The organism is Psychrobacillus sp. FSL H8-0487, from assembly GCF_038008385.1.
Lineage (GTDB): Bacteria > Bacillota > Bacilli > Bacillales_A > Planococcaceae > Psychrobacillus > Psychrobacillus psychrotolerans.
In genome coordinates, this window is the sequence record NZ_JBBOZA010000001.1 from 2,341,307 (window position 1) to 2,361,069 (window position 19,763).

General features: G+C 37.3%; 22 protein-coding genes and 1 other annotated feature (1 of these 23 cut by a window edge). Of the genes, 2 read left to right on the forward strand and 20 right to left on the reverse strand.

Annotated elements, in window-relative coordinates; all coding sequences use genetic code 11:
- Positions 1 to 73 precede the first annotated feature (73 nt).
- The 5 genes from MHI47_RS11965 to MHI47_RS11985 form a co-directional block, all read right to left on the reverse strand.
- Positions 74 to 586, reverse strand: coding sequence for an adenine phosphoribosyltransferase (locus tag MHI47_RS11965; RefSeq protein ID WP_093537034.1), 513 nt, complete (start codon positions 584 to 586; stop codon positions 74 to 76).
- Positions 577 to 2,931: a single-stranded-DNA-specific exonuclease RecJ gene (gene recJ / locus MHI47_RS11970; RefSeq protein WP_340830949.1), complete on the reverse strand. Its 2,355-nt coding sequence runs from the start codon at positions 2,929 to 2,931 to the stop codon at positions 577 to 579. The genes MHI47_RS11965 and recJ overlap by 10 nt, the downstream gene beginning before the upstream one ends.
- Before the next feature lie 114 nt (positions 2,932 to 3,045).
- The gene (locus tag MHI47_RS11975) at positions 3,046 to 3,396 is read right to left on the reverse strand and encodes a LapA family protein (protein ID WP_340830951.1); all 351 of its coding nucleotides are present in this window, start codon (positions 3,394 to 3,396) and stop codon (positions 3,046 to 3,048) included.
- Between the two features lie 86 nt (positions 3,397 to 3,482).
- Entirely contained in the window at positions 3,483 to 5,759 is a 2,277-nt protein-coding gene (gene secDF / locus MHI47_RS11980) for a protein translocase subunit SecDF (protein WP_340830953.1), read from the reverse strand.
- Between the two features lie 76 nt (positions 5,760 to 5,835).
- Positions 5,836 to 6,150: a post-transcriptional regulator gene (locus tag MHI47_RS11985; RefSeq protein ID WP_093537030.1), complete on the reverse strand. Its 315-nt coding sequence runs from the start codon at positions 6,148 to 6,150 to the stop codon at positions 5,836 to 5,838.
- Between the two features lie 92 nt (positions 6,151 to 6,242).
- Between MHI47_RS11985 and MHI47_RS11990 the strand changes: the two genes are divergently transcribed.
- Positions 6,243 to 7,769, forward strand: a complete 1,527-nt coding sequence (locus MHI47_RS11990; protein ID WP_340762795.1) for a putative polysaccharide biosynthesis protein — start codon at positions 6,243 to 6,245, stop codon at positions 7,767 to 7,769.
- 7 nt (positions 7,770 to 7,776) lie between these two features.
- Here the strand turns inward: MHI47_RS11990 and MHI47_RS11995 are convergent, their stop codons facing one another.
- The 8 genes from MHI47_RS11995 to safA all read right to left on the reverse strand — a co-directional run bounded on the left by MHI47_RS11995 (position 7,777) and on the right by safA (position 14,585).
- A complete protein-coding gene (locus MHI47_RS11995; protein ID WP_340830954.1) occupies positions 7,777 to 8,418 on the reverse strand; it encodes a DUF421 domain-containing protein in 642 nt (213 codons plus the stop codon).
- Between the two features lie 241 nt (positions 8,419 to 8,659).
- Positions 8,660 to 8,929, reverse strand: a complete 270-nt coding sequence (gene yajC / locus MHI47_RS12000; protein WP_093537027.1) for a preprotein translocase subunit YajC — start codon at positions 8,927 to 8,929, stop codon at positions 8,660 to 8,662.
- Between the two features lie 45 nt (positions 8,930 to 8,974).
- Positions 8,975 to 10,114, reverse strand: a complete 1,140-nt coding sequence (gene tgt / locus MHI47_RS12005; RefSeq protein ID WP_340762797.1) for a tRNA guanosine(34) transglycosylase Tgt — start codon at positions 10,112 to 10,114, stop codon at positions 8,975 to 8,977.
- On the reverse strand, positions 10,115 to 11,155 hold the full coding sequence (gene queA / locus MHI47_RS12010; RefSeq protein ID WP_340830956.1) for a tRNA preQ1(34) S-adenosylmethionine ribosyltransferase-isomerase QueA: 1,041 nt from the start codon (positions 11,153 to 11,155) through the stop codon (positions 10,115 to 10,117).
- Between the two features lie 17 nt (positions 11,156 to 11,172).
- Positions 11,173 to 12,183, reverse strand: coding sequence for a Holliday junction branch migration DNA helicase RuvB (ruvB, locus tag MHI47_RS12015; protein WP_340769638.1), 1,011 nt, complete (start codon positions 12,181 to 12,183; stop codon positions 11,173 to 11,175).
- Between the two features lie 23 nt (positions 12,184 to 12,206).
- A complete protein-coding gene (ruvA, locus tag MHI47_RS12020; protein ID WP_340830957.1) occupies positions 12,207 to 12,827 on the reverse strand; it encodes a Holliday junction branch migration protein RuvA in 621 nt (206 codons plus the stop codon).
- A gap of 93 nt (positions 12,828 to 12,920) precedes the next feature.
- Complete coding sequence (locus MHI47_RS12025; RefSeq protein WP_340830958.1) at positions 12,921 to 13,634, reverse strand: phosphotransferase; 714 nt, start codon at positions 13,632 to 13,634, stop codon at positions 12,921 to 12,923.
- 138 nt (positions 13,635 to 13,772) lie between these two features.
- A complete protein-coding gene (gene safA / locus MHI47_RS12030; RefSeq protein WP_340762804.1) occupies positions 13,773 to 14,585 on the reverse strand; it encodes a SafA/ExsA family spore coat assembly protein in 813 nt (270 codons plus the stop codon).
- A 136-nt stretch (positions 14,586 to 14,721) separates the two neighbouring features.
- Here safA and MHI47_RS12035 point away from each other — a divergent pair, with 136 nt between their 5' ends.
- Positions 14,722 to 15,252: a transcription repressor NadR gene (locus MHI47_RS12035; RefSeq protein WP_093537020.1), complete on the forward strand. Its 531-nt coding sequence runs from the start codon at positions 14,722 to 14,724 to the stop codon at positions 15,250 to 15,252.
- 148 nt (positions 15,253 to 15,400) lie between these two features.
- Here the strand turns inward: MHI47_RS12035 and pheA are convergent, their stop codons facing one another.
- The 7 genes from pheA to rplU form a co-directional block, all read right to left on the reverse strand.
- Positions 15,401 to 16,279, reverse strand: a complete 879-nt coding sequence (gene pheA, locus MHI47_RS12040) for a prephenate dehydratase (RefSeq protein WP_340830960.1) — start codon at positions 16,277 to 16,279, stop codon at positions 15,401 to 15,403.
- A 13-nt stretch (positions 16,280 to 16,292) separates the two neighbouring features.
- Complete coding sequence (locus MHI47_RS12045) at positions 16,293 to 16,748, reverse strand: ACT domain-containing protein (RefSeq protein WP_093537018.1); 456 nt, start codon at positions 16,746 to 16,748, stop codon at positions 16,293 to 16,295.
- A gap of 18 nt (positions 16,749 to 16,766) precedes the next feature.
- Entirely contained in the window at positions 16,767 to 18,056 is a 1,290-nt protein-coding gene (obgE, locus tag MHI47_RS12050) for a GTPase ObgE (protein ID WP_340762808.1), read from the reverse strand.
- Between the two features lie 5 nt (positions 18,057 to 18,061).
- Positions 18,062 to 18,616, reverse strand: a complete 555-nt coding sequence (locus MHI47_RS12055) for a Spo0B domain-containing protein (RefSeq protein WP_340830961.1) — start codon at positions 18,614 to 18,616, stop codon at positions 18,062 to 18,064.
- 118 nt (positions 18,617 to 18,734) lie between these two features.
- The gene (rpmA, locus tag MHI47_RS12060; protein WP_090564003.1) at positions 18,735 to 19,025 is read right to left on the reverse strand and encodes a 50S ribosomal protein L27; all 291 of its coding nucleotides are present in this window, start codon (positions 19,023 to 19,025) and stop codon (positions 18,735 to 18,737) included.
- A 12-nt stretch (positions 19,026 to 19,037) separates the two neighbouring features.
- Positions 19,038 to 19,373 carry a ribosomal-processing cysteine protease Prp gene (locus tag MHI47_RS12065; protein WP_093537015.1) on the reverse strand — a complete coding sequence of 112 codons (336 nt, stop codon included), beginning with the start codon at positions 19,371 to 19,373 and terminating at the stop codon, positions 19,038 to 19,040.
- 1 nt (position 19,374) lies between these two features.
- Positions 19,375 to 19,683 carry a 50S ribosomal protein L21 gene (gene rplU / locus MHI47_RS12070; RefSeq protein ID WP_093060533.1) on the reverse strand — a complete coding sequence of 103 codons (309 nt, stop codon included), beginning with the start codon at positions 19,681 to 19,683 and terminating at the stop codon, positions 19,375 to 19,377.
- Positions 19,684 to 19,695: 12 nt separating this feature from the next.
- Positions 19,696 to 19,763: a sequence feature (ribosomal protein L21 leader region), on the reverse strand (it continues 12 nt past the right edge of the window).

Consider the following 19,763-nt stretch of genomic DNA (forward strand, 5'->3'; position numbering starts at 1 on the left):
TAAAAAAAAAGAGGGACTTGTAAAGTCCACCCTAAATAAGCTTGCCTGATGCAAACATATATTCACAAAATGATCAATATTGCATCAATGTGCAAATATCATAATTCTCTAATTTGTTGCGACCTTCTAAGTATGTAAGTTCTATTAAAAATGCACAACCTACAACTAAACCGCCTAATTCTTCTACTAATCGAATTGTAGCATCTATTGTACCGCCTGTCGCTAATAAATCATCAACGATTAACACACGTTGTCCTGGTTTTACAGCGTCCTTATGCATAGTTAGAACATCTTTTCCATACTCTAAGCCATATTCTGCACGGATTACTTCACGAGGAAGCTTCCCCTCTTTACGAACAGGTGCAAACCCAACGCCAAGTGCATAAGCAACTGGACAGCCAGTGATAAATCCACGTGCTTCAGGTCCTACGATAACTTCAGCATTCACTTTTTTTGCATATTCAACAATTTGATCCGTTGCGTATTTATATGCCTCTCCATTATCCATAATTGAAGTAATATCTTTAAAACTAATACCTGGCTTCGGCCAATCTTCAACTGTTGTTACATACTGCTTCAAATCCATACTTGCTCCTCCTCAGGAACGGTTTGTACTGCTATTCGCTCTTCAAACCATTGTTTCAGCTCCACATATGGCGCATATAATAATTTTTGTTCTAGATCCATCTGTTTCTCACGCTGTTTGTATGAAGGCGCCTCTGATAAATCCTTTTTCACTGGACTTTCATTGAGCACTATCATCCCATTGTCTATTCTAACAAAACTAAGTTCAAAAAACACCCTCGACATAAAATTAAATGTATTTTGACTCCATCCAGTATGTTTAGACAATTCATGAATATGCTGTTTCAATGCAAATGTTTTTCTTTTTGTAAGGAAAGAAAAATACCATTTAAATTGATCTCTCGTCGGTAAGCCTTCAAAGTAAGAAGACTCGTTCGTAAAGAAGTGTGCATATATTCTTTTCCACGAATGAGATTGGATTAGTTTGACCAGTGATTCTTCCTCTTCCGGTAAATCTAAGAGCACTACATATTTCGCTTGTACCGGCTGCTCCAGTAGTTCACTCATCAGATATAATCTATGATCAATGATTGTACTAAAGTGCTTAATCGTATCCTCATTAAAAGCAACATATACGGTATCCTCTAAAGGAATAAGGGGTTGCCATCGAGTCACCTGGCGAATACCTCTAATATCAAAAAGCTGCAACTCATCTGTTTTTATATCCTGTATCATCAATTGCGCTTTTTTACGTCCATTCCATTCATTGATCTGTAAATCCCCAATAAAAGAAAGTTTAGTCGTTGGAGCTATTTCGTCCGCTAATTGCCCTTTTCCAAATCCAATTGCATCTAAAAGGATAGCCCCTTGTTTTAACTCCATTTTCAAATGATTTAGTGCTGAGCCTATTTTCCGCACAGTTGAAACTTCTACATTTTCTATGCAGTAGACTGGTTTTGCAAAACCCATTCCAAATGGAGCTAGTTTTTTTAGAGACTCAATGGATTCTGTCGATATTTCATCCATTTCTAATGGAACATCAATGGAAATAGTTGGTATTAATTGTTCTTCCGATAAACTTCCTTTCGCTTGTTCGTTTAATCTTAAACGAAACTCTTCCACATTTTCTAAAGGTAATGTCATACCAGCCGCCATTGGATGTCCACCAAAATGAGAGACAATATCTTGGTTTTTAGCAAGCTCTTTATACATATGGAATCCTTCAATACTGCGTGCTGACCCTTTAGCAATCTTTTTATCTTCATCAAATCCTAGCACTATAGCAGGTCTATAATACTTCTCCACTAATTTGGAAGCAACAATACCTAGGACACCAGGATTCCATCCTATTTTCCCTACTACAATGACACTTGCCCCATCCAGAGGGGGAAATAGTTCGAGTTGCTCCATTGCTTCATCTGTAATTTGCTTGACGATTGCTTGACGTTCTTTATTTTTTTCATTGAGCATATTAGCCATCGCTAGTGCATGATTAGGATTTTCAGTTAAAAACATATCTACACCAGGCGCTGCTTCACCAAGTCGTCCTACTGCATTAATACGTGGCCCAAACATAAATCCAACTGTTTCTTCATCGATTGAACGAAGATCTACTCCACTTACATTTGCCAAAGCTTCAATGGCTACAGAGTCTGTATGTTGCATCTGTTTTAAGCCTTGTTGAACTAAATAACGATTTTCTCCTGTCAATGAAACAAGGTCGGCTATTGTGCCAATGGCTACTAGATAATAGAATTCCTTAGGAATTTCCCCTAGTAAAGCATGAGCTACTTTAAAGGCTACACCTACTCCTGCTAAATGTGGGAAAGGATAGGTTGTCTCCTTTAAACTCGGATGTATTATAATATCTGCTATTGGCAAAATCTCACCAGGTTCATGGTGGTCAGTAACAATAACATCCATCCCTAATCCTTTTGCAAACTCAATAGGTTGTATACCTGAAATACCATTATCGACAGTAATGATTAGTTTTACACCTTCATCATAAGCTTCTTGGAACAAACGCTCACTTGGTCCATAGCCATCTATAAATCTATTTGGAATCTTATAGATGACATCAGCACCTAGTGACTCTAGCGCTTTAACCATTATCGTTGTGCTAGTAATACCGTCCGCATCATAATCACCATAGACCATTATACGTTCTTCCGTTTCCACTGATTGATGAACACGTGCTACCAGCGCTTCCATGCCTGGAAACAAAAATGGATTGTGTAATTGGTTTTCCGATACTTGTAAAAATGATTTTGCATCTTCTATATTTTCAAACCCTCTAGAGGCTAATACTTTTGCACAAACACTCGGTATAGAAAGCTCTTTTTCTAACATTTCTACTACTTCTATATTAGGCCTTGAAACTTGCCATATTTTCTGAGATTCGATCATATTATTCACTTCCTTATAATCTATTATACCTCATCTGAGGTAGATACGTTGTGAAAAAGGTGTTTGCAAGGATCTAAAGAAAAACCTTCTGACAGATGTCAAAAGGTTTTAGAGTTATATAGTCGAATTTTCATCTTTCACTGTCACTGGCTCTTCAAAAAACTCAACTGGCTTTTCTTCGTAAGCTACTACCTCATTTTGTAAAACACCGATGGTAGCATCTTTCTTTTCAATATCCTTCTCCAAGTGCTTCACTTTCCGCGATAATATGAACGACCGATAAATGGCAACGGACCCACTGAGTAACGCTCCTAATAATGCTGAGCCTAAAATCACTAGGATAAGTGGCCATTGTGCTGTTCCAAAAACATAGTTGACTGGAACAGTGTCGACATTGTATATAGCAAATAAGGCAATAATAATAGCGAATATTAAACCGAATAATAATGACCATTGAAATTTCATATTGACCCTCCTTTATTTACTCATTTATAAAAAAATGGAACAGAGTATAGTAAAGTTATACCCTGCTCCATATTATACTAAAACTATTAAACGACAGGCTCATCAGAACCCCATTTTTTCTCTTCTTTTTTCACTTCTATGCCGCCATTTTTACGCATTTCTTTCACTTTCAAATCAAACCAAATTTGCGCTGCAATGTAGATAGAAGAATACGTTCCAGCTAGTAAGCCGATTAATAGAGCGATTGAGAAATTGCGAATTCCTTCCGCACCAAATATCAATAGAGCTACAACAACTAAAATTACAGTAAGTACTGTATTTACAGAACGTCCAAGAGTCTGTCGTAGTGATTTATTTACAATCGTTGCAAGTTCGTCTTCTGAAGTAATCTTTTTACTACGATGCAAGTTTTCTCTAATACGGTCAAATGTAACAATCGTATCATTTATTGAATAACCAACTATCGTTAATACTGCTGCGATAAATGTAATATCTACCTCTAATCGAAGGATACTAAATACAGCAACCATTAAGAATGCATCATGGAGCAACGAAACGATTGATGCTAGTCCCATTCTCCACTCGAAGCGGAAAGCAACATAAATAACTATTCCAAGAGCAGCAAACATTAATGCTTTTAATGCATTTTTGACAAGTTCTTGACCAACAGTAGGTGAAACCGTACTCACAGATGGGTCCTTACCAAACTGTTCATTCATCTCTACTTTTAGTGTTTTAATTTCTTCTTGTGTAAAGTCTTCTTTGTATCTTACTACTGCACTATCCCCTTTTTCCCCGGAGATGACAATATCATCTGATGGTAAACCAATGCTTTCAATTTTTTCTTCTACTAGCTCCTGAGTTAAAGGCTGAGTTGACTCAATTTGAACACGAGTACCAGAAGAAAAATCTATACCCAGATTTAACTTGAACACACTCAAAATGATAATACCAGCAATAGTCAATGTTATAGAAGCAAGATAGAAGATTTTACGACTATGAACAAAATCAAAACGATCAAATTTTGTTGTTAAGTCAAGTGTATCCACTTCTTCTTCTGGAGCATGTATTCTTTTCTTCGGAATACCAAACCAACCTGGTTTATTATCGAAGTAACCACTATGAACTAATAATCCAAGTAGAATACGGGAAGCCCATACTGCTGTGATAAAAATAACTAAAATACTAATTATTAACAGTGTCGCAAATCCTTTTACAGAACTTGTACCAAAGATGAATAATACCGACGCTGCTAATAATGTAGTAATATTGGCATCGAAAATCGCGGTAAAGGATTCTTTTGCACCCGCATCAAATGCTTTCTTCACTGATTTACCAACACGTAATTCTTCTCTTACCCGCTCATAGGTTAGGATATTGGCATCTACCGCCATACCTACCCCTAGTACAATTGCCGCGATTCCTGGAAGTGTTAATACACCATTAATCCAGTCAAAAATAACAAGGATTAAGAAAATGTATACTACTAAAGATATAACCGCAATAACACCAGGTAAACGATAATACCCAATCATGAAAATGAAGATTGCTGCAATACCAATAATACTAGCTAATATGGTACTTTTTAATGCTTCTTCTCCGAATTGTGCTCCTACTGAAGTAGAGTAGATTTCTTCCAATTCAACCGGAAGAGCACCAGCATTTAAAATTCCCGATAAATGTTTTGTTTCATCAACTGTAAAAGCACCTGAAATTTCTACGCTATCTGAGCTGATACGTTGCGATACTCGTGGAGCTGAAGTGAATTTTTGTTCTTCTTCAGGCTTCAATGCTTCCGCTTTGTACGAGTCCACACCTTCTTCAAAGTCTAACCAAATAACTAATACATTATCTGGTGCTGGCTTAGCAGCAATTTCCGAAGTAATTTCTGCAAATTTATTTGCATCTTTTAATTCTAGCGTAACAATAGGTTGTCCTTGCTGATCGAAAGCTGCCTTTGCTCCGCTTTCTTTCAAGTCCATCCCGTCTAGCATTATATTATCATCTGAATCTCGGAACGTTAAATTCGCTTGTGTAGAAAGTAAATCTCTGGCTGAGTTTTGATCATCCACCCCAGCAAGTTGGACACGAATTCTGTTGCCATCTTCAATTTGAATACTAGGTTCACTTACACCTAATACATCAATACGACTTGTAAGTGCTGAAGCTGTATCTGCCACAACATCTTCCGTTATTTCTGTCCCGTCTTTTAATTCGTTTACTTGATAAAGAACCTCAAAACCACCCTGAAGATCTAAACCGAGTTTAATATTGTTCAAGACCCCTGTAACTGTTGGACTGATTGTACCTGCAAAAATAACAAGTAGTAATAAAAACGCAACTATGCGTCCTCTAGTTTTCATATGTAAATTTCCTCCTCAAAAAAAGCAACAACTTTATTATGAAACACGTTGCGCTTACTGTCAAATACCCGTCCATTTACTTTTCTTCAAAATCTGAATTTAATAACATTCGTAATTCATCTTGATTAATCTCAGCAAACCAATTAGAAGTACGTTGATTATCAATTTGTTCAAATGTCATAAACTCTGCCGGAGAAATAGTTAGAATATCATTGATGATCTGATATAAAGGCAATAAAGATATATCCTTCTTCCTCCACTTCTTCGTCACACAATATTTCCAAATATCTTTTTCCGAAACTGTTTCGTATTGATACACGAAAAACTCATTTCTTTTACTTTCTATAGCTGGTAGTACGTGCGCAAATATTTCTTCATAATTATTTTCCATAATATCGCACCTCTTTTATAGAATAATGTACTAAGCAATAAGCATATTGTTATTGTATACGAAGTTCCTGTATTTGAGAAGGAAGTGTTTAATTGTCTACATTTTTAAAAGGTTCAATTTTGCTGATGATTTCCATTTTTTTGTCCAAGTTTTTAGGTTTTATTTATCGTATGCAGTTTGTTCGCTTAACTGGTGAAGAAACAGTTGGTATTTATATGACTGCATATCCAGCTTTTATTTTTTTCCTTTCTTTGGTACAACTTGGTATTCCGATTGCTATGGCTAAAATTATTGCAGAGCTCCGAGCAAGAAATGCCACAAAAGATTATTTCGCCGTTATGCGAACATCTGTTATTGTCACAGTAATTTCCATCTTAATATTCACACCATTATTTATTTTTGTCACTCCTTATATTTCGGGTAACTTATTAAAAAATGATGCAATTACTATGACATTATTCGTATCCATCGCAATAGTTCCGATTGCTGCCGCTGGCGGAATATTAAAAGGGTTTTTCCAAGGGATTGCTCGATTAGAAGAAACAGCTGTGGCCCAATTGATGGAGCAAATCGTTCGAATTATTTTAATCAGTTTTGCGCTTCCCTTCTTTTTAACTGCTGCTTCACCACAAGAAGCTTCTGCTTATGCAATGCTCTTAGCTCTAATCGCAGAACTTATCGCACTGCTCTATTTGAAATGGAAATATGACAGATGGAAATCTAAACAAAATACTACGAAATCTTCTAAAACGTATCCATTGTCTCCACTCTTTGCAATTGCCTTACCGTCTTCTGGTAGTCGACTATTCGGATCTTTCACATGGTTTTTAGAGCCAATTATTTTTATCAAAGCTTTAGCTATTACTGGAGTTACAGCAGTGGCCGCAACTACTCTTTACGGTGTCATTTCAGGTGTTTTAGTTCCTTTGCTATTGTTTCCTTCTTTCATCCCGTACGCACTTTCTATTGTTCTTATACCAGCTGTTAGTGATGCATTTGCTCGGGGTAATTTTAAACTATTAAAAGAAAGAATTCATCTGTCCTTAAAGTTTTCTACTTTAACTGGCTGTTATGCAGCTACACTATTTTATCTACATGGTGGTGAGCTGGTAGAGGCACTATTTCATGTTGAAAATGCTACTGTTTATATGAAAATTCTATCTCCAATTTTTTTCTTTTATTATATTCAAAGTCCTTTGTTTTCAATTTTGCAGGCATTAGACAATTCAAAGGCCGCATTTCTCAATTCTCTATATGGTGGTGTAGGGAAACTACTACTACTATTTTTTCTCGCTTCTCAAGTTGCTATTCAAGAAAAAGGCGCGATTGTTGCGATTGGATTTGGAGTATTAATTACTTCCTTTTTACATATCGCTTCTTTAAAAGAAAAAAAAGAAGCACAAATTGGCTTCTCATTTTTTGTCATTCCTTACGCTGTGTTTTTGTTAACGATCATTACCAGACCGTTAATATATTCTATTGGAAGTCGTCCTTTACTTATCGATTGCCTATTTACTATGCTATATTTAACAATCGCTTTAGTACTGTTTAGACAGATAAAACGCAAAGAGTTAAGTGTTATTTTCAAGATTGCCAAAAGTTCTAAAAATAGATTTTGATAAATCGCTATTTAAATGAAGTTTTAAGCTGAATATAGAGCTCTTCGTTTTCATAACTGCAGTAAAATATTTTTTTATAACTCATAATTTGCTTTTGTTCAAGTTGTTGGATTAGCCATTTTTCATTTTTCCCAATATGCTCTAAATGTCTCTGTTGTATTTCGCCATCGATGATGAGAGGAAATACATATTGTTCCCCTTCTTTTTTAAAGACGGATAAGTTCCCTGATGACTCCAGAAATGCATAGGAGACAGACTGAATAGATCCAATTTGTTGTTCTCGTAATTGTTGAAGGAGATCATCCAAATTATAGCGTTGTTTTCTCATTTCTTTTTCAACAATTATTCCCTCTCGTATAAGTATGGAAGGTTCACCTTCCATGACATCACGAAATTTTTTACTTTTTAATGAAAAGTAGGAAACGCCCATCTGAATGAAAAATAGCATAAGCACTGGGACAATTGCATTGATAAAACTACTTTGAGGATCATCCAATGAAAAGCCTGCAACCTCAGCTATTAAAAGAAAAACAACCAAGTCAAAAATACTTAACTCACCCACTTCTCGTTTTCCCATTAAACGAAAAATCAGTAAAATAAACCAGTACAAAACAAATGTCCGAATTATTATTATGAGTATGTCCTGCACATAATCACCTCATTATTACCTTGCCCAAAGAAAAAGAACTTACTCATAAAATGAGCAAGTTCTTTTTTTATGTATTTTAGTAAAGATAAGCAATTAAGTATCTAAGCCTAGAATACGGCGAATTTATGTGGTTTGTCCAGGCATTTGAAGCATTTGTTTAGTGCTTCAGGATTTTGAGTAAACAAGTTACTCTTTTACTCAAAATCCTTCCAGTGCCTATCATAGACCGATTCACTTTTTATTATACTTTCGACTCTGAAACTACTCGTCCTACTGCTACGCGCTCAAATTGTAAACGTGTTCCGTCTGCAACTGTAACGAAGATCGTTTGATCATCTACTGCATCAACTTTTGCGTGTAACCCACCTACTGTGATGATATCGTCTCCACGTTTAAGATTGTTTTGCATTTGTGAAGTTGTTTTTTGGCGCTTTTGTGCTGGACGAATGATGAAGAACCACATTACTGCGAACATAGCAATAATTGGCAACAAACCTACTAATGTATCCATGTATTTATTTCCCCCCTTTTAACTCTATCTTCTAGTATACAAGAATCAGAAGTTTTTTGCATTTGGTTTGTTATACCCATATTCTTCAAAAAATTCTTCTTTAAAATCTAGTAGACGATCCTCTCGTATTGCCTGTCTTACATTCTCCATTAATTTCATTAGGAAATGCAGGTTATGATACGATGCTAGACGCAATCCGAATGTTTCATCGGCTTTAAATAAGTGGCGAATATAAGCACGTGAATAATTTTTACATGTGTAGCAATCGCATTTTTCATCGATTGGTCCAAAGTCGCGAGCGAACTTAGCACCTTTAATAACTAAACGACCTTGATGAGTAAAGAATGTCCCATTACGTGCAATACGAGTTGGCAGTACACAATCAAACATATCGACACCACGAATTGCTCCATCTATTAATGAGTCAGGCGAACCAACTCCCATTAAATAACGAGGCTTATTTTCAGGCATCATCGGTGTTGTAAAATCAAGGACACGGTTCATCACATCTTTTGGTTCTCCAACCGATAATCCACCAATTGCATATCCAGGGAAATCAAGAGAAACTAAATCTTTTGCGGATTGACGACGTAATTCTTCAAATTCTCCACCTTGAATAATTCCAAATAGCCCTTGCTTATCTGTATTCGTATGCGCAGTTAAACAACGTTCTGCCCAACGTGATGTACGCTCCACAGATGCTTTCATGTATTCAAACGATGCAGGATACGGTGGACATTCATCAAAGGCCATCATAATATCAGAACCTAAATCATTTTGAATTTCCATGGATTTTTCAGGACTCAAGAACAATTTGTCGCCGTTCAGGTGATTGCGGAAATGAACGCCTTCCTCTTCAATTTTACGCATATCACTTAAACTAAATACCTGGAATCCACCGGAATCTGTAAGAATTGCACGGTCCCAGTTCATAAATTTATGAAGTCCGCCTGCCTCACGAATAATTTCGTTTCCTGGACGCAGCCATAGGTGATAGGTGTTACTTAGAATAATTCCAGCATTCATCTCTTTAATCTCTTCTGGAGCCATTGTTTTTACTGTTGCTTGTGTACCCACCGGCATAAATGCAGGAGTCTCAAATGATCCGTGAGGTGTGTGTACGACGCCTAATCTAGCACCTGTTTGTTTGTCTTTTTTTATGAGTTCATACGTAACTGCTGTCATTTAATAATTCCTTCCTTTTATAAACATTGCATCTCCAAAACTGAAAAAGCGATACTTTAAGTCAACGGCTTCTTTATAGGCACTTAACATAAACTCTCTAGAAGTAAGTGCACTAACAAGCATGACTAAAGTAGATTTAGGTAAGTGGAAATTCGTAATCATCCCATCTATACATTTAAAGTCATAACCAGGATAAATGAAAATCGACGTCCAGCCACTATCAGCTTGAAGTTGTCCTTCAAATTTAGTTGCTACTGTTTCCAATGTTCTCGTCGAGGTAGTTCCGACTGCTACAATCTTTCCACCTGCGGCTTTCACTTGGTTAATAGTATCTGCTGTTTCTTGAGTAATTCGATAAAATTCCGAATGCATTTCATGATCATCAATTGAATCTACGCTAACTGGTCGGAAAGTTCCGAGACCAACATGTAATGTCACAAAGGCTATTTTAACACCTTTTGAGCGAATGTCATCCAATAATGCATCGGTAAAATGTAAGCCCGCAGTTGGAGCTGCAGCAGAACCTTGCTCTTTTGCATAGACCGTTTGATATCGATCCTTGTTTTCCAACTTTTCATGAATATACGGGGGAAGCGGCATTTCTCCTAATTGATCTAATACCTCAAAAAACACACCTGTATATTCAAAACGGAAAATTCGGCCACCATGATCTTTGATATCTGTACAAACAGCTTTTAACAATCCGTCACCGAAAGTGATTTCTGTTCCGACTTTTACCCGTTTTGCAGGTTTCACAAGTGTTTCCCAGTGATCTCCTTCTATTTGTGTTAATAATAGAACTTCTATATTGGCACCTGTTTCTTTTTTCATCCCCATCAGACGAGCAGGCATTACCTTCGTGTCATTCAACACAAGGCAATCGCCTTCCTGTAATTCGTCTAATATGTCTTTAAAATGTGTATGTGTATATGACTGTTTTACGAAGTCTGCTATCAATAGCTTGCTACTTGTTCTGTCCAAAAGTGGTGTTTGGGCAATTAATTCTTCGGGCAATTCAAAATCAAAATCTTCTACTCTCATAATTAGGACATCCTTTTTTAGTCTTTTCTTTCTATTGGAAATGGAATTCCAAAATGTTCATAAGCAAGGGCTGTAACAATCCTTCCTCTTGGAGATCGTTGGATAAATCCAATTTGCAGTAGATATGGTTCATAGACATCTTCAATTGTCGTTGACTCTTCCCCAATACTTGCTGCAATAGTATCTAATCCAACAGGACCACCCCTAAAACGTTCGATCATGGACATAATTAGTTTATGGTCAATATGATCTAATCCACGAGGATCGACTTGTAGAAGCTCTAGAGCTTCTCTAGCAATTTCAAGTGAAATATAGCCATTCCCACGAACCTGCGCATAATCCCGTACTCTTTTTAACAATCGGTTCGCTATTCGCGGAGTTCCTCGAGATCTTCTAGCTATTTCTCCAGCAGACTCATGGTCAATAGAAGCATTAAATAAATCTGCACTGCGAACCACAATAGAGGTCAATGCATCTTCCTCATAATAATCCAGTCGCAATAACACTCCAAAACGATCACGTAATGGGGCTGATAATGCACCGGCTCTAGTAGTGGCGCCTATTAATGTAAATGGGGGCAAGTCTAGGCGCACACTCCTTGCAGCGGGCCCTTTTCCTACTACGATATCCAAACAAAAGTCTTCCATTGCCGGATAAAGGACTTCCTCAATCGAACGATTCAACCGATGAATTTCATCTATAAATAATACATCTCCAGGTTCAAGTGAACTAACAATTGCCGCTAAGTCTCCCGGACGCTCGATAGCTGGTCCACTTGTCATTCGAATTTGTACATCCATTTCATTTGCAATTACAGCAGCAAGTGTTGTTTTACCAAGTCCAGGAGGTCCATATAATAGACAGTGATCTAAACTTTCACTTCTCATTTTGGCTGCTTCTATAAATATTTCTAAATTATGCTTAATCTTATCTTGCCCAATATATTGTTTAAGAAACTGAGGACGAAGTGATTGCTCGAAAGGTTCATCAAAATTTGAAATTTCGCTGGAAATAACACGTTCATCCATAGCAAGAACCTCCTTTCTTTTGTTTATTTACCTGAAAATAATAGCTGTAAGGCTTTTTTCATAAATTGATCGGTTGTTTGAAGTTCCGCTTTCGCTTTAAGGAGTGGGCGAATTTTAGCTAACTCTCTTTCGGAATATCCTAATGCTGTTAATGCTAGCATCGCTTCTTCTAGTTCATGAGCAGCTTCTCCATTATCGAATAAGTTTGGCCCTTCATCCTCGTATTCTAGTAGTTCAAAATCTATTAAATCATTTAGTTTTCCTTTTAAATCTAATATCATTTGACGAGCAGTTTTCTTTCCTACACCAGGAAATTTCACTAAGAAGGTTTCATCTTCTCGCTCGATTGCTTGAATAACATGAGTTGGCTCCCCACTAGCTAATATAGCCAAGGCACCCTTTGGTCCAATGCCCGAAACTAAAATAAGCTTACGAAATAATTCCCTCTGCGCTAGGCTAGGAAACCCCATTAGCTGTTGTGCATCTTCCCGAACATGAAAATGCGTATATACTTGGACCATTTCCTCACTTTTTCTGAAGGCAAACGGATTGGGAGTAAAGAGTTGGTAACCTATTCCCTGCTGTTCCACTACTACGTATTCTGGAGTAACTCGAGTTACTTGTCCTTTTATGTAATCATACATCCTTAAATCCCTCACAATTCATACTGTCCATTATAGCATAACAAACAAAGATGGCCGCTCAAATCTCGAGCGACCAACTCCTAAAAAGAACGATTAAAGTTTACTTAAAGTATAGCATAAATTGGGCCATTCTGTTAACGCTTTGTTCGTATAAGGTATTAACTGCTCGATAAATTTCTGTTTTCGCTCTTTCGGCAATGAGTACGCATATAACCACTCACGGTATAGTTCATTTGGATACATCATTGCTTCTTTATAGCGTCGAACTACTTTTTCAAGATGCGGAAATTCATGGATGAGCAACCGAATGTCATAATTTATCTCCGGGAGGACCCGGTGCATCCATAGTATGTTTTCCATTTCCCTTGGACCAATCACTGCGAGATCAAAATCAATTATTTTGTAATCTGAGCTGTCTGATAAAAAATTATGATGAACAACATCCCCGTGTAACAAGGTGCGCTTTTCCATATTAAATGGTTTCATATTACGTAAAGCGATATCACCACAAAGCAAAAGAAATTTTGTCTGCTCCCAACCTATATGTGACTCGATGAAAAAGGAGATTTCGTTCATCTTCCATTTCCGATTCTGCCATTTAGAAATAAGGTTAAAAGAATAAAATAGATTACTATCTTCCCAGTCAACCATTTTATTTGTCTCATGAATTTGACTTAGGAGTAAATGGACTGCTTTTCTGTCTTCCTTGAACCGATAGGAAACCGTATGATCCCCTTTATACCAGGGTTGAATAATAAAGTCTTCTTGGGTCGATTCTATAATAGGAAGTATAAAAGGTTTTTCCATGTATTCTAGTTCTTTATGAATTAGGCGAATTTTTTCTGCCTGCTCAACAGTCGGATATTTTTTTACAGAGAATATGCCGTTTTCATTTTTCCATTTCCATACATTTTTCTTGATTTGCCGTATATACGTACTCACGTTTTAATAATGTGGGTAGGGATATGGAGGACATGGATATACAGGGACGTAACATATCTGTACACAAGGATGCCCTCCGTACTCTGCTTGGTGGTGCATGTATGGATATGGCTGTACTGGCGGGCATGGATACATTACCGGGTATGATGGTGATGGTTCGAATGTTGGTGAAGCTTCTTGTGCTATTGGGCTTGTTAGCTGCGGTGTTGGTTGAATAGGTATTGGCTGGACAGGCTGCGGTGTATGTTCAGCTTTTGGTTGTGCTTGCGGTGCTGTTTCCATCTCTATATCAAAATTTTGGATATGGTTGTGTATATGAATAGATGTAGACTCCATTAATCTCCAGCCTTGTGGAGACGGTGTCATATCAATATCTGGGACAGGCATCATATGGAATGGGAATGTATAAGCAGGTGGTTGCTGTGGCTGTTGTGGAAGCGGTTGTGGCATTTGTTGCTGCTTTGGTTGTTGTTTGGGTTGCTGCGGCATCTGATACGTAGGTGCAACAGGTTGAGTAGGCATTCTCGGTGGTGCAGGTTGCATTTTCGTTTTGTCCATAGGTTGCTGGATTTTCACTTCCTCCTTTTTCATCATTTCTTTATTCACCATTTCTTGCTTTACTGGTCGATTATCACTGTACGGATGAGTAGTCGATTCCATTTTTTTCGTGTTTGGTATAAATATTTTCATGCCAGGCACTATATATTCGGGATTGGCCAAATGCGCATTTACTTTCTTTAATTCCTCAAAAGAAACACCGTAATTTCTGGAGATTTTCCATAGAGTGTCCCCTTTTACAACAATATGAGTTTGCACAGTCTTCCTCCTTCCTTCTCCTTTAAATTATGTCTACCATCTTAAAATGGTCACAGATTTTAAACAAACAACCACCCCTTCATGATAAACTTATGAATAGCAACCAAGTCATTATGCAAGTTTGGAGGAGTTAATCGTGAAAAAGTTAAAAGGCGAGGAACGTAGGAATTGGATTTTCTCCTATTTAAAGGAACAACATGTACCCGTGACTGGCAATCAGTTAGCAAAGCTCGCTAATGTCAGCAGACAGGTTATTGTGAATGATATAACCTTATTAAAGGCAACGAATGCTGCTATTGTCTCTACTAGTCAAGGCTATATAGCTCTTCCGGATAAAGAAAGTACCCCTTATGTTCAGCAACGGGTTGCTTGCAATCATCAATCTACTCATTCCGAGGATGAGCTCTTAGCTTTAGTAGATGCAGGAGTCACTGTAGAGAATGTTACGATTGAACATCCTGTATACGGAGAAATTACGTCTTCCATTATGGTGTCCAATCGTCACGACGTTGAAATGTTTTTGAAGAAAGTGCGAGATACAGACGCTCCGTTTTTACTGGAGCTCACTGCGGGAATTCATTTGCATTTGTTATCCGCTCCAACCGAAGAAATTTTAAATAGAGGTATTCATGCAATTAGGGAAAAAGGTTATTTATTAGAAGGATAATTTCAAATATGGGGTTGGGGAAATGATGACATTCCGGTGATTTATCATTACTTTCTGGTGATTCCGGAGCTCATTCAGGTGATTCTTTGAAACATTCGGGTGTTTCTACACTTTTAAACAGTAGACATAAAAAACGAAGCGAATCCATTTATGAACGGATCGCTTCGTTTTTTGTTTCGTATGTATAATACGAGCCTAATGATTTTACACCACAGCCTAGTGACTTTAACTCTTCTATAGCACCAATCATCATTGGCTTCTTTTCATCCTCAAGCACATCTATGATAAAGAAATATTGCCCTAAACCTGTTTTTAATGGTCGTGACTCAATTTTACTTAAATTGAGTTGTCTCCATGCAAAGACCGATAACACTTGATGCAATGCACCAGAGCGATCATCTTTAGGTAATGTAATCATAACAGTAGTTTTCACTTGATCGGTATGACCATCTCGGACAATACAATCATTCTTTTTAGAAATCACAAAAAATCTAGTGTGATTAAAATGAAAATCATGTATATTATGCTCCACAATCTTTAATCCATATTCCGTTGCAGCTGAAGTATTTCCAATCGCAGCAATACATAAATCTTCGTTTTCCGAAACGTATTTAGCTGCTGCTGCAGTTGATGAAGATTGTTCTAATGGAACTTTCCCAAATCGATAATACAAATATTTATGGCATTGTGCTAAAGCATGTGGATGGGAGTACACTGTTGTCATTTCTTCCCATCGTTCCACATTACTTGGGTGAACCATTAAATGTTGCTCAATCGGAGATATTAGCTCAGCAGTCACGAACAGCTCTGCTTCATGGAACAAATAGTCGATCGTTAATGGAACTGTTCCCTCTAGTGCATTTTCTAGTGGAACGACCGCTATATCCACTTCTCCATTTGCAACTGCTTCAATACACTCGGGTATAGTCCGTATCGGTACTAATACATCCTCTTGAAATAATGATTTAGTTGCTAAATGTGTAAAAGAAGCTTCTGGTCCTAAAAAAGCAATTTGTTTGGTTGTCATTAGAAAAACCTCCTTATAGAGCACCAGAGCTAATCACTTCTGCAGATTCTACAAAATCAAGTCGTTTCATTTCATTCAAAAAATCTTCTAATTCCTTGTTCATCGCTGTTACATCAAGTGATAATGTTACACTTGCTCTTCCTTGAATCGGTATTGTTTGATGGATGGTCAACACATTACATGCGTAATTAGCCACCAATTGCAATAACCTAGCAAGTGTACCTTCTCTATCTTCTAATTGAAGAAAGACCGTTAAAATCCGTTCTTGAACAATCGAATGGAATGGAAAAACCGCATCACGATATTTATAAAAAGCACTGCGAGATAAATCTACTTCTTTTACGGCATCCCAAATCGAAGATGCCTTTCCAGATTGAAGGAGATGTTTTGCATCCAAGGTTTTTTGCATCGCCTCTGTCAGCACGTCCTCCCGTACTAAAAAAAATCTCTGGCTTGTTACATCTTTCATGCGGTTCCCTACTTTCCTCTATTCGATAAATTCAAACTCAAATCTTAGTAATCGTACTATGTCGCCATCTTTAGCTCCGCGCTGACGAAGTGCATCATCAATACCCATCCCACGAAGTTGTCTAGAGAATCTACGAATAGAGTCTTCTCTACTGAAATCAGTCATTTTAAATAATCTTTCCACTGATCCGCCAGCAAGTACAAACGCTCCATCATCATCTCTAGTAACAGTAAAGTCGTCTTCTTTGGCTTGATATTTGTACATTACAGACGTTTCTGTTTCTTCTTCCACCAATTCTTCTAATGGGAATTCTGGTGCAACCTCTAACATGTCTGCTACTGCAAATAATAATTCTTGTAAACCTTGACGAGAAATAGCAGAAACAGGGAATACTTTCATATCTGCTCCAACTTTTTCTTTAAAGACTTTTAAATTATCTTCCGAGTCTGGCATGTCCATTTTATTGGCTACAATAATTTGTGGTCTTTCTGTTAAACGAAGATTGTATTGTTTTAATTCATCATTAATAGTCAAATAATCTTCGTAAGGATCGCGACCTTCCATTCCAGACATATCGATTACATGTACAATTACACGCGTACGTTCGATATGACGTAGGAACTGATGCCCTAGACCTATTCCTTCATGAGCACCTTCAATTAGGCCCGGTAAATCGGCCATTGCAAAGCTGCGGTGATCTTCTGTTTCTACCATTCCTAGGTTCGGTACAATTGTTGTAAAGTGGTATGGAGCAATTTTAGGCTTAGCTGCTGATACAACCGATAATAGTGTAGATTTCCCGACACTTGGGAACCCAACTAAACCAACGTCTGCTAAAACTTTCAACTCTAACTCTACATTTAACTCAAAACCTGGCTCTCCTTTTTCAGAAAGCTCTGGAGCTGGATTTGCAGGTGTTGCAAAGCGAGAGTTACCTCTACCACCACGTCCACCTCTTGCAATTACAGCTTGTTGCCCATGCTCTACTAAATCAGCAATTACTTCGCCAGTTTCTTCGTTTTTAACAACAGTACCAGGTGGTACTTTAATGATTAAATCATCTGCATTGGCACCATGCATATTCTTACTACCACCATGAACTCCTCTAGTCGCTTTAAAAATACGCTTATAGCGGAAATCCATTAATGTACGAAGACCCTCTTCTACTTCGAAGATAACGTCTCCACCATTTCCTCCGTCCCCACCTGCAGGACCTCCTAAAGGAACATACTTCTCACGACGGAATCCAACCATACCATCTCCGCCGTCACCACCCTTGACATAAACTTTCACGTGATCTACAAACATTTACTTCACTCCAATCTTCCACTTGCAATTAGTTTTACTGTTATCGAATTGTTGGTTGCTTCTAATATTTCCAGCTGAAATAAATCTTCAATTAGTTCATCTCGCCATTTATTATTAGACCAATCTCCCCGAATATCTATTAGTATTTCCAAAAATTCATCTGAAATGATATGAAGTTTCAGGAACTGCTCTTGATATCCTCTAAAATGTGGGTATATAGCTTGTACGAATCTACTTAAATAATCTTTTAAGGCTTCATCGTACATACTTGCTTTTCTATTTAGAAGAGATGTTTGAACATCTAAAGTTAATTGATTATATTTAATACTAAATGTTTGTAGCCATTCATTTGTTTTATATAAACCAATATTATTTATATCAAAAAATTGGTTGCATTTTTGGGAATATTTTTTTATTAAAGCCTTAGCTTCCTCTGTTTTACCCATATCTAAGTTCATTTGCAATAGATGCATATTATTTAAATAATCATGCATTGTATGACGAAGTATTTCATTTAAAGTAATCTCGTTATGATCCATGTAAGTTACACATCCCAACATTTACTATCCTCTACTAGTATAACAGGAATAGTTCTTTTATGCTCCCGGAGTACAGCTTACTTACACGAAATTTTTGAAATCAAAAAGGACTGCATAAATGCAGTCCTTTTATTATTCATTAAGCTTCTTGAGCTACAGGATATACACTTACTTTTTTCTTGTCGCGGCCGAAACGCTCAAAGCGCACTACACCGTCAACTTTCGCAAAAAGTGTGTCATCTCCACCACGTCCAACGTTTTCACCTGGATGAATTTTAGTCCCGCGTTGACGGTATAAAATTGATCCACCTGATACGAATTGTCCGTCAGCACGTTTAGCGCCTAGACGTTTCGATTGAGAGTCACGACCGTTACGAGTCGAACCTACTCCCTTTTTGGATGCGAAAAACTGAAGATTTAATTTTAACATATGTTCCACCTCCTACTTTTTGAAGGTTATTTTTATATACTTGGCATAATCTTGCTCAATCGTTTGTAAAGAGACAATCATCGCTTCCAAAATAAGCTGTATTTGAGCAGCTTTTTCTAGATTAGATATGCTTGGAACCTCGACGTATAAATAGCCTCCGTCCCCTTTTTGCGTAATTATAGGTGTGATTCCTGTAAGTGCGATCACCGCATTCACTGCACCAAATGATACAGCAGAAGCTCCTGCACACACTAAATCTTTTCCATGTTCCGCAAAATCAGCATGGCCTTTCATCTCGAAAGAATGTATATGACCGGATTGATCTTTTGTTATAATCACTTTAATCATCTTATAAACTAATAGATTCTACTACTAATTTAGTGTATGGCTGTCTGTGACCTTGTTTTTTGTGATAGTTCTTTTTCGCTTTGTATTTGAAGACTGTAATTTTTTTAGCTTTGCCATTTTTTACAACTTTCGCTGTAACTGTAGCACCTTCCACGAATGGAGCGCCAACTTTTACATCTTCTCCACCTACGAATAAAACTTTTTCAAAAGTTACAACTTCATCAGCATTAGCATCTAATTTTTCAATGTAGATTTCTTGCCCTTGTTCAACTTTGATTTGTTTACCACCAGTTTCAATAATTGCGTACATACTTGCACCTCCTCTTAGACTAAGACTCGCCTTCCAAAAGGTGATTCAAAACTCGAATACTTATAACCTTTTCAGAGCGG

Coding starts and splice junctions, on each gene's coding strand:
- obgE (WP_340762808.1), bottom strand. CDS start 18,056: ATGTTTGTAGATCACGTGAAAGTTTATGTCAAGGGTGGTGACGGCGGA.
- MHI47_RS12045 (WP_093537018.1), bottom strand. CDS start 16,748: ATGAAAGATGTAACAAGCCAGAGATTTTTTTTAGTACGGGAGGACGTG.
- ruvA (WP_340830957.1), bottom strand. CDS start 12,827: ATGTATGATTACATAAAAGGACAAGTAACTCGAGTTACTCCAGAATAC.
- MHI47_RS12065 (WP_093537015.1), bottom strand. CDS start 19,373: ATGATTAAAGTGATTATAACAAAAGATCAATCCGGTCATATACATTCT.
- queA (WP_340830956.1), bottom strand. CDS start 11,155: ATGAGAGTAGAAGATTTTGATTTTGAATTGCCCGAAGAATTAATTGCC.
- tgt (WP_340762797.1), bottom strand. CDS start 10,114: ATGACAGCAGTTACGTATGAACTCATAAAAAAAGACAAACAAACAGGT.
- yajC (WP_093537027.1), bottom strand. CDS start 8,929: ATGGATACATTAGTAGGTTTGTTGCCAATTATTGCTATGTTCGCAGTA.
- ruvB (WP_340769638.1), bottom strand. CDS start 12,183: ATGGATGAACGTGTTATTTCCAGCGAAATTTCAAATTTTGATGAACCT.
- MHI47_RS11965 (WP_093537034.1), bottom strand. CDS start 586: ATGGATTTGAAGCAGTATGTAACAACAGTTGAAGATTGGCCGAAGCCA.
- MHI47_RS12025 (WP_340830958.1), bottom strand. CDS start 13,634: ATGGAAAAACCTTTTATACTTCCTATTATAGAATCGACCCAAGAAGAC.
- secDF (WP_340830953.1), bottom strand. CDS start 5,759: ATGAAAACTAGAGGACGCATAGTTGCGTTTTTATTACTACTTGTTATT.
- rpmA (WP_090564003.1), bottom strand. CDS start 19,025: ATGTTAAAATTAAATCTTCAGTTTTTCGCATCCAAAAAGGGAGTAGGT.
- MHI47_RS12055 (WP_340830961.1), bottom strand. CDS start 18,616: ATGTTGGGATGTGTAACTTACATGGATCATAACGAGATTACTTTAAAT.
- rplU (WP_093060533.1), bottom strand. CDS start 19,683: ATGTACGCAATTATTGAAACTGGTGGTAAACAAATCAAAGTTGAACAA.
- recJ (WP_340830949.1), bottom strand. CDS start 2,931: ATGATCGAATCTCAGAAAATATGGCAAGTTTCAAGGCCTAATATAGAA.
- MHI47_RS11985 (WP_093537030.1), bottom strand. CDS start 6,150: ATGGAAAATAATTATGAAGAAATATTTGCGCACGTACTACCAGCTATA.
- MHI47_RS11975 (WP_340830951.1), bottom strand. CDS start 3,396: ATGAAATTTCAATGGTCATTATTATTCGGTTTAATATTCGCTATTATT.
- pheA (WP_340830960.1), bottom strand. CDS start 16,279: ATGACAACCAAACAAATTGCTTTTTTAGGACCAGAAGCTTCTTTTACA.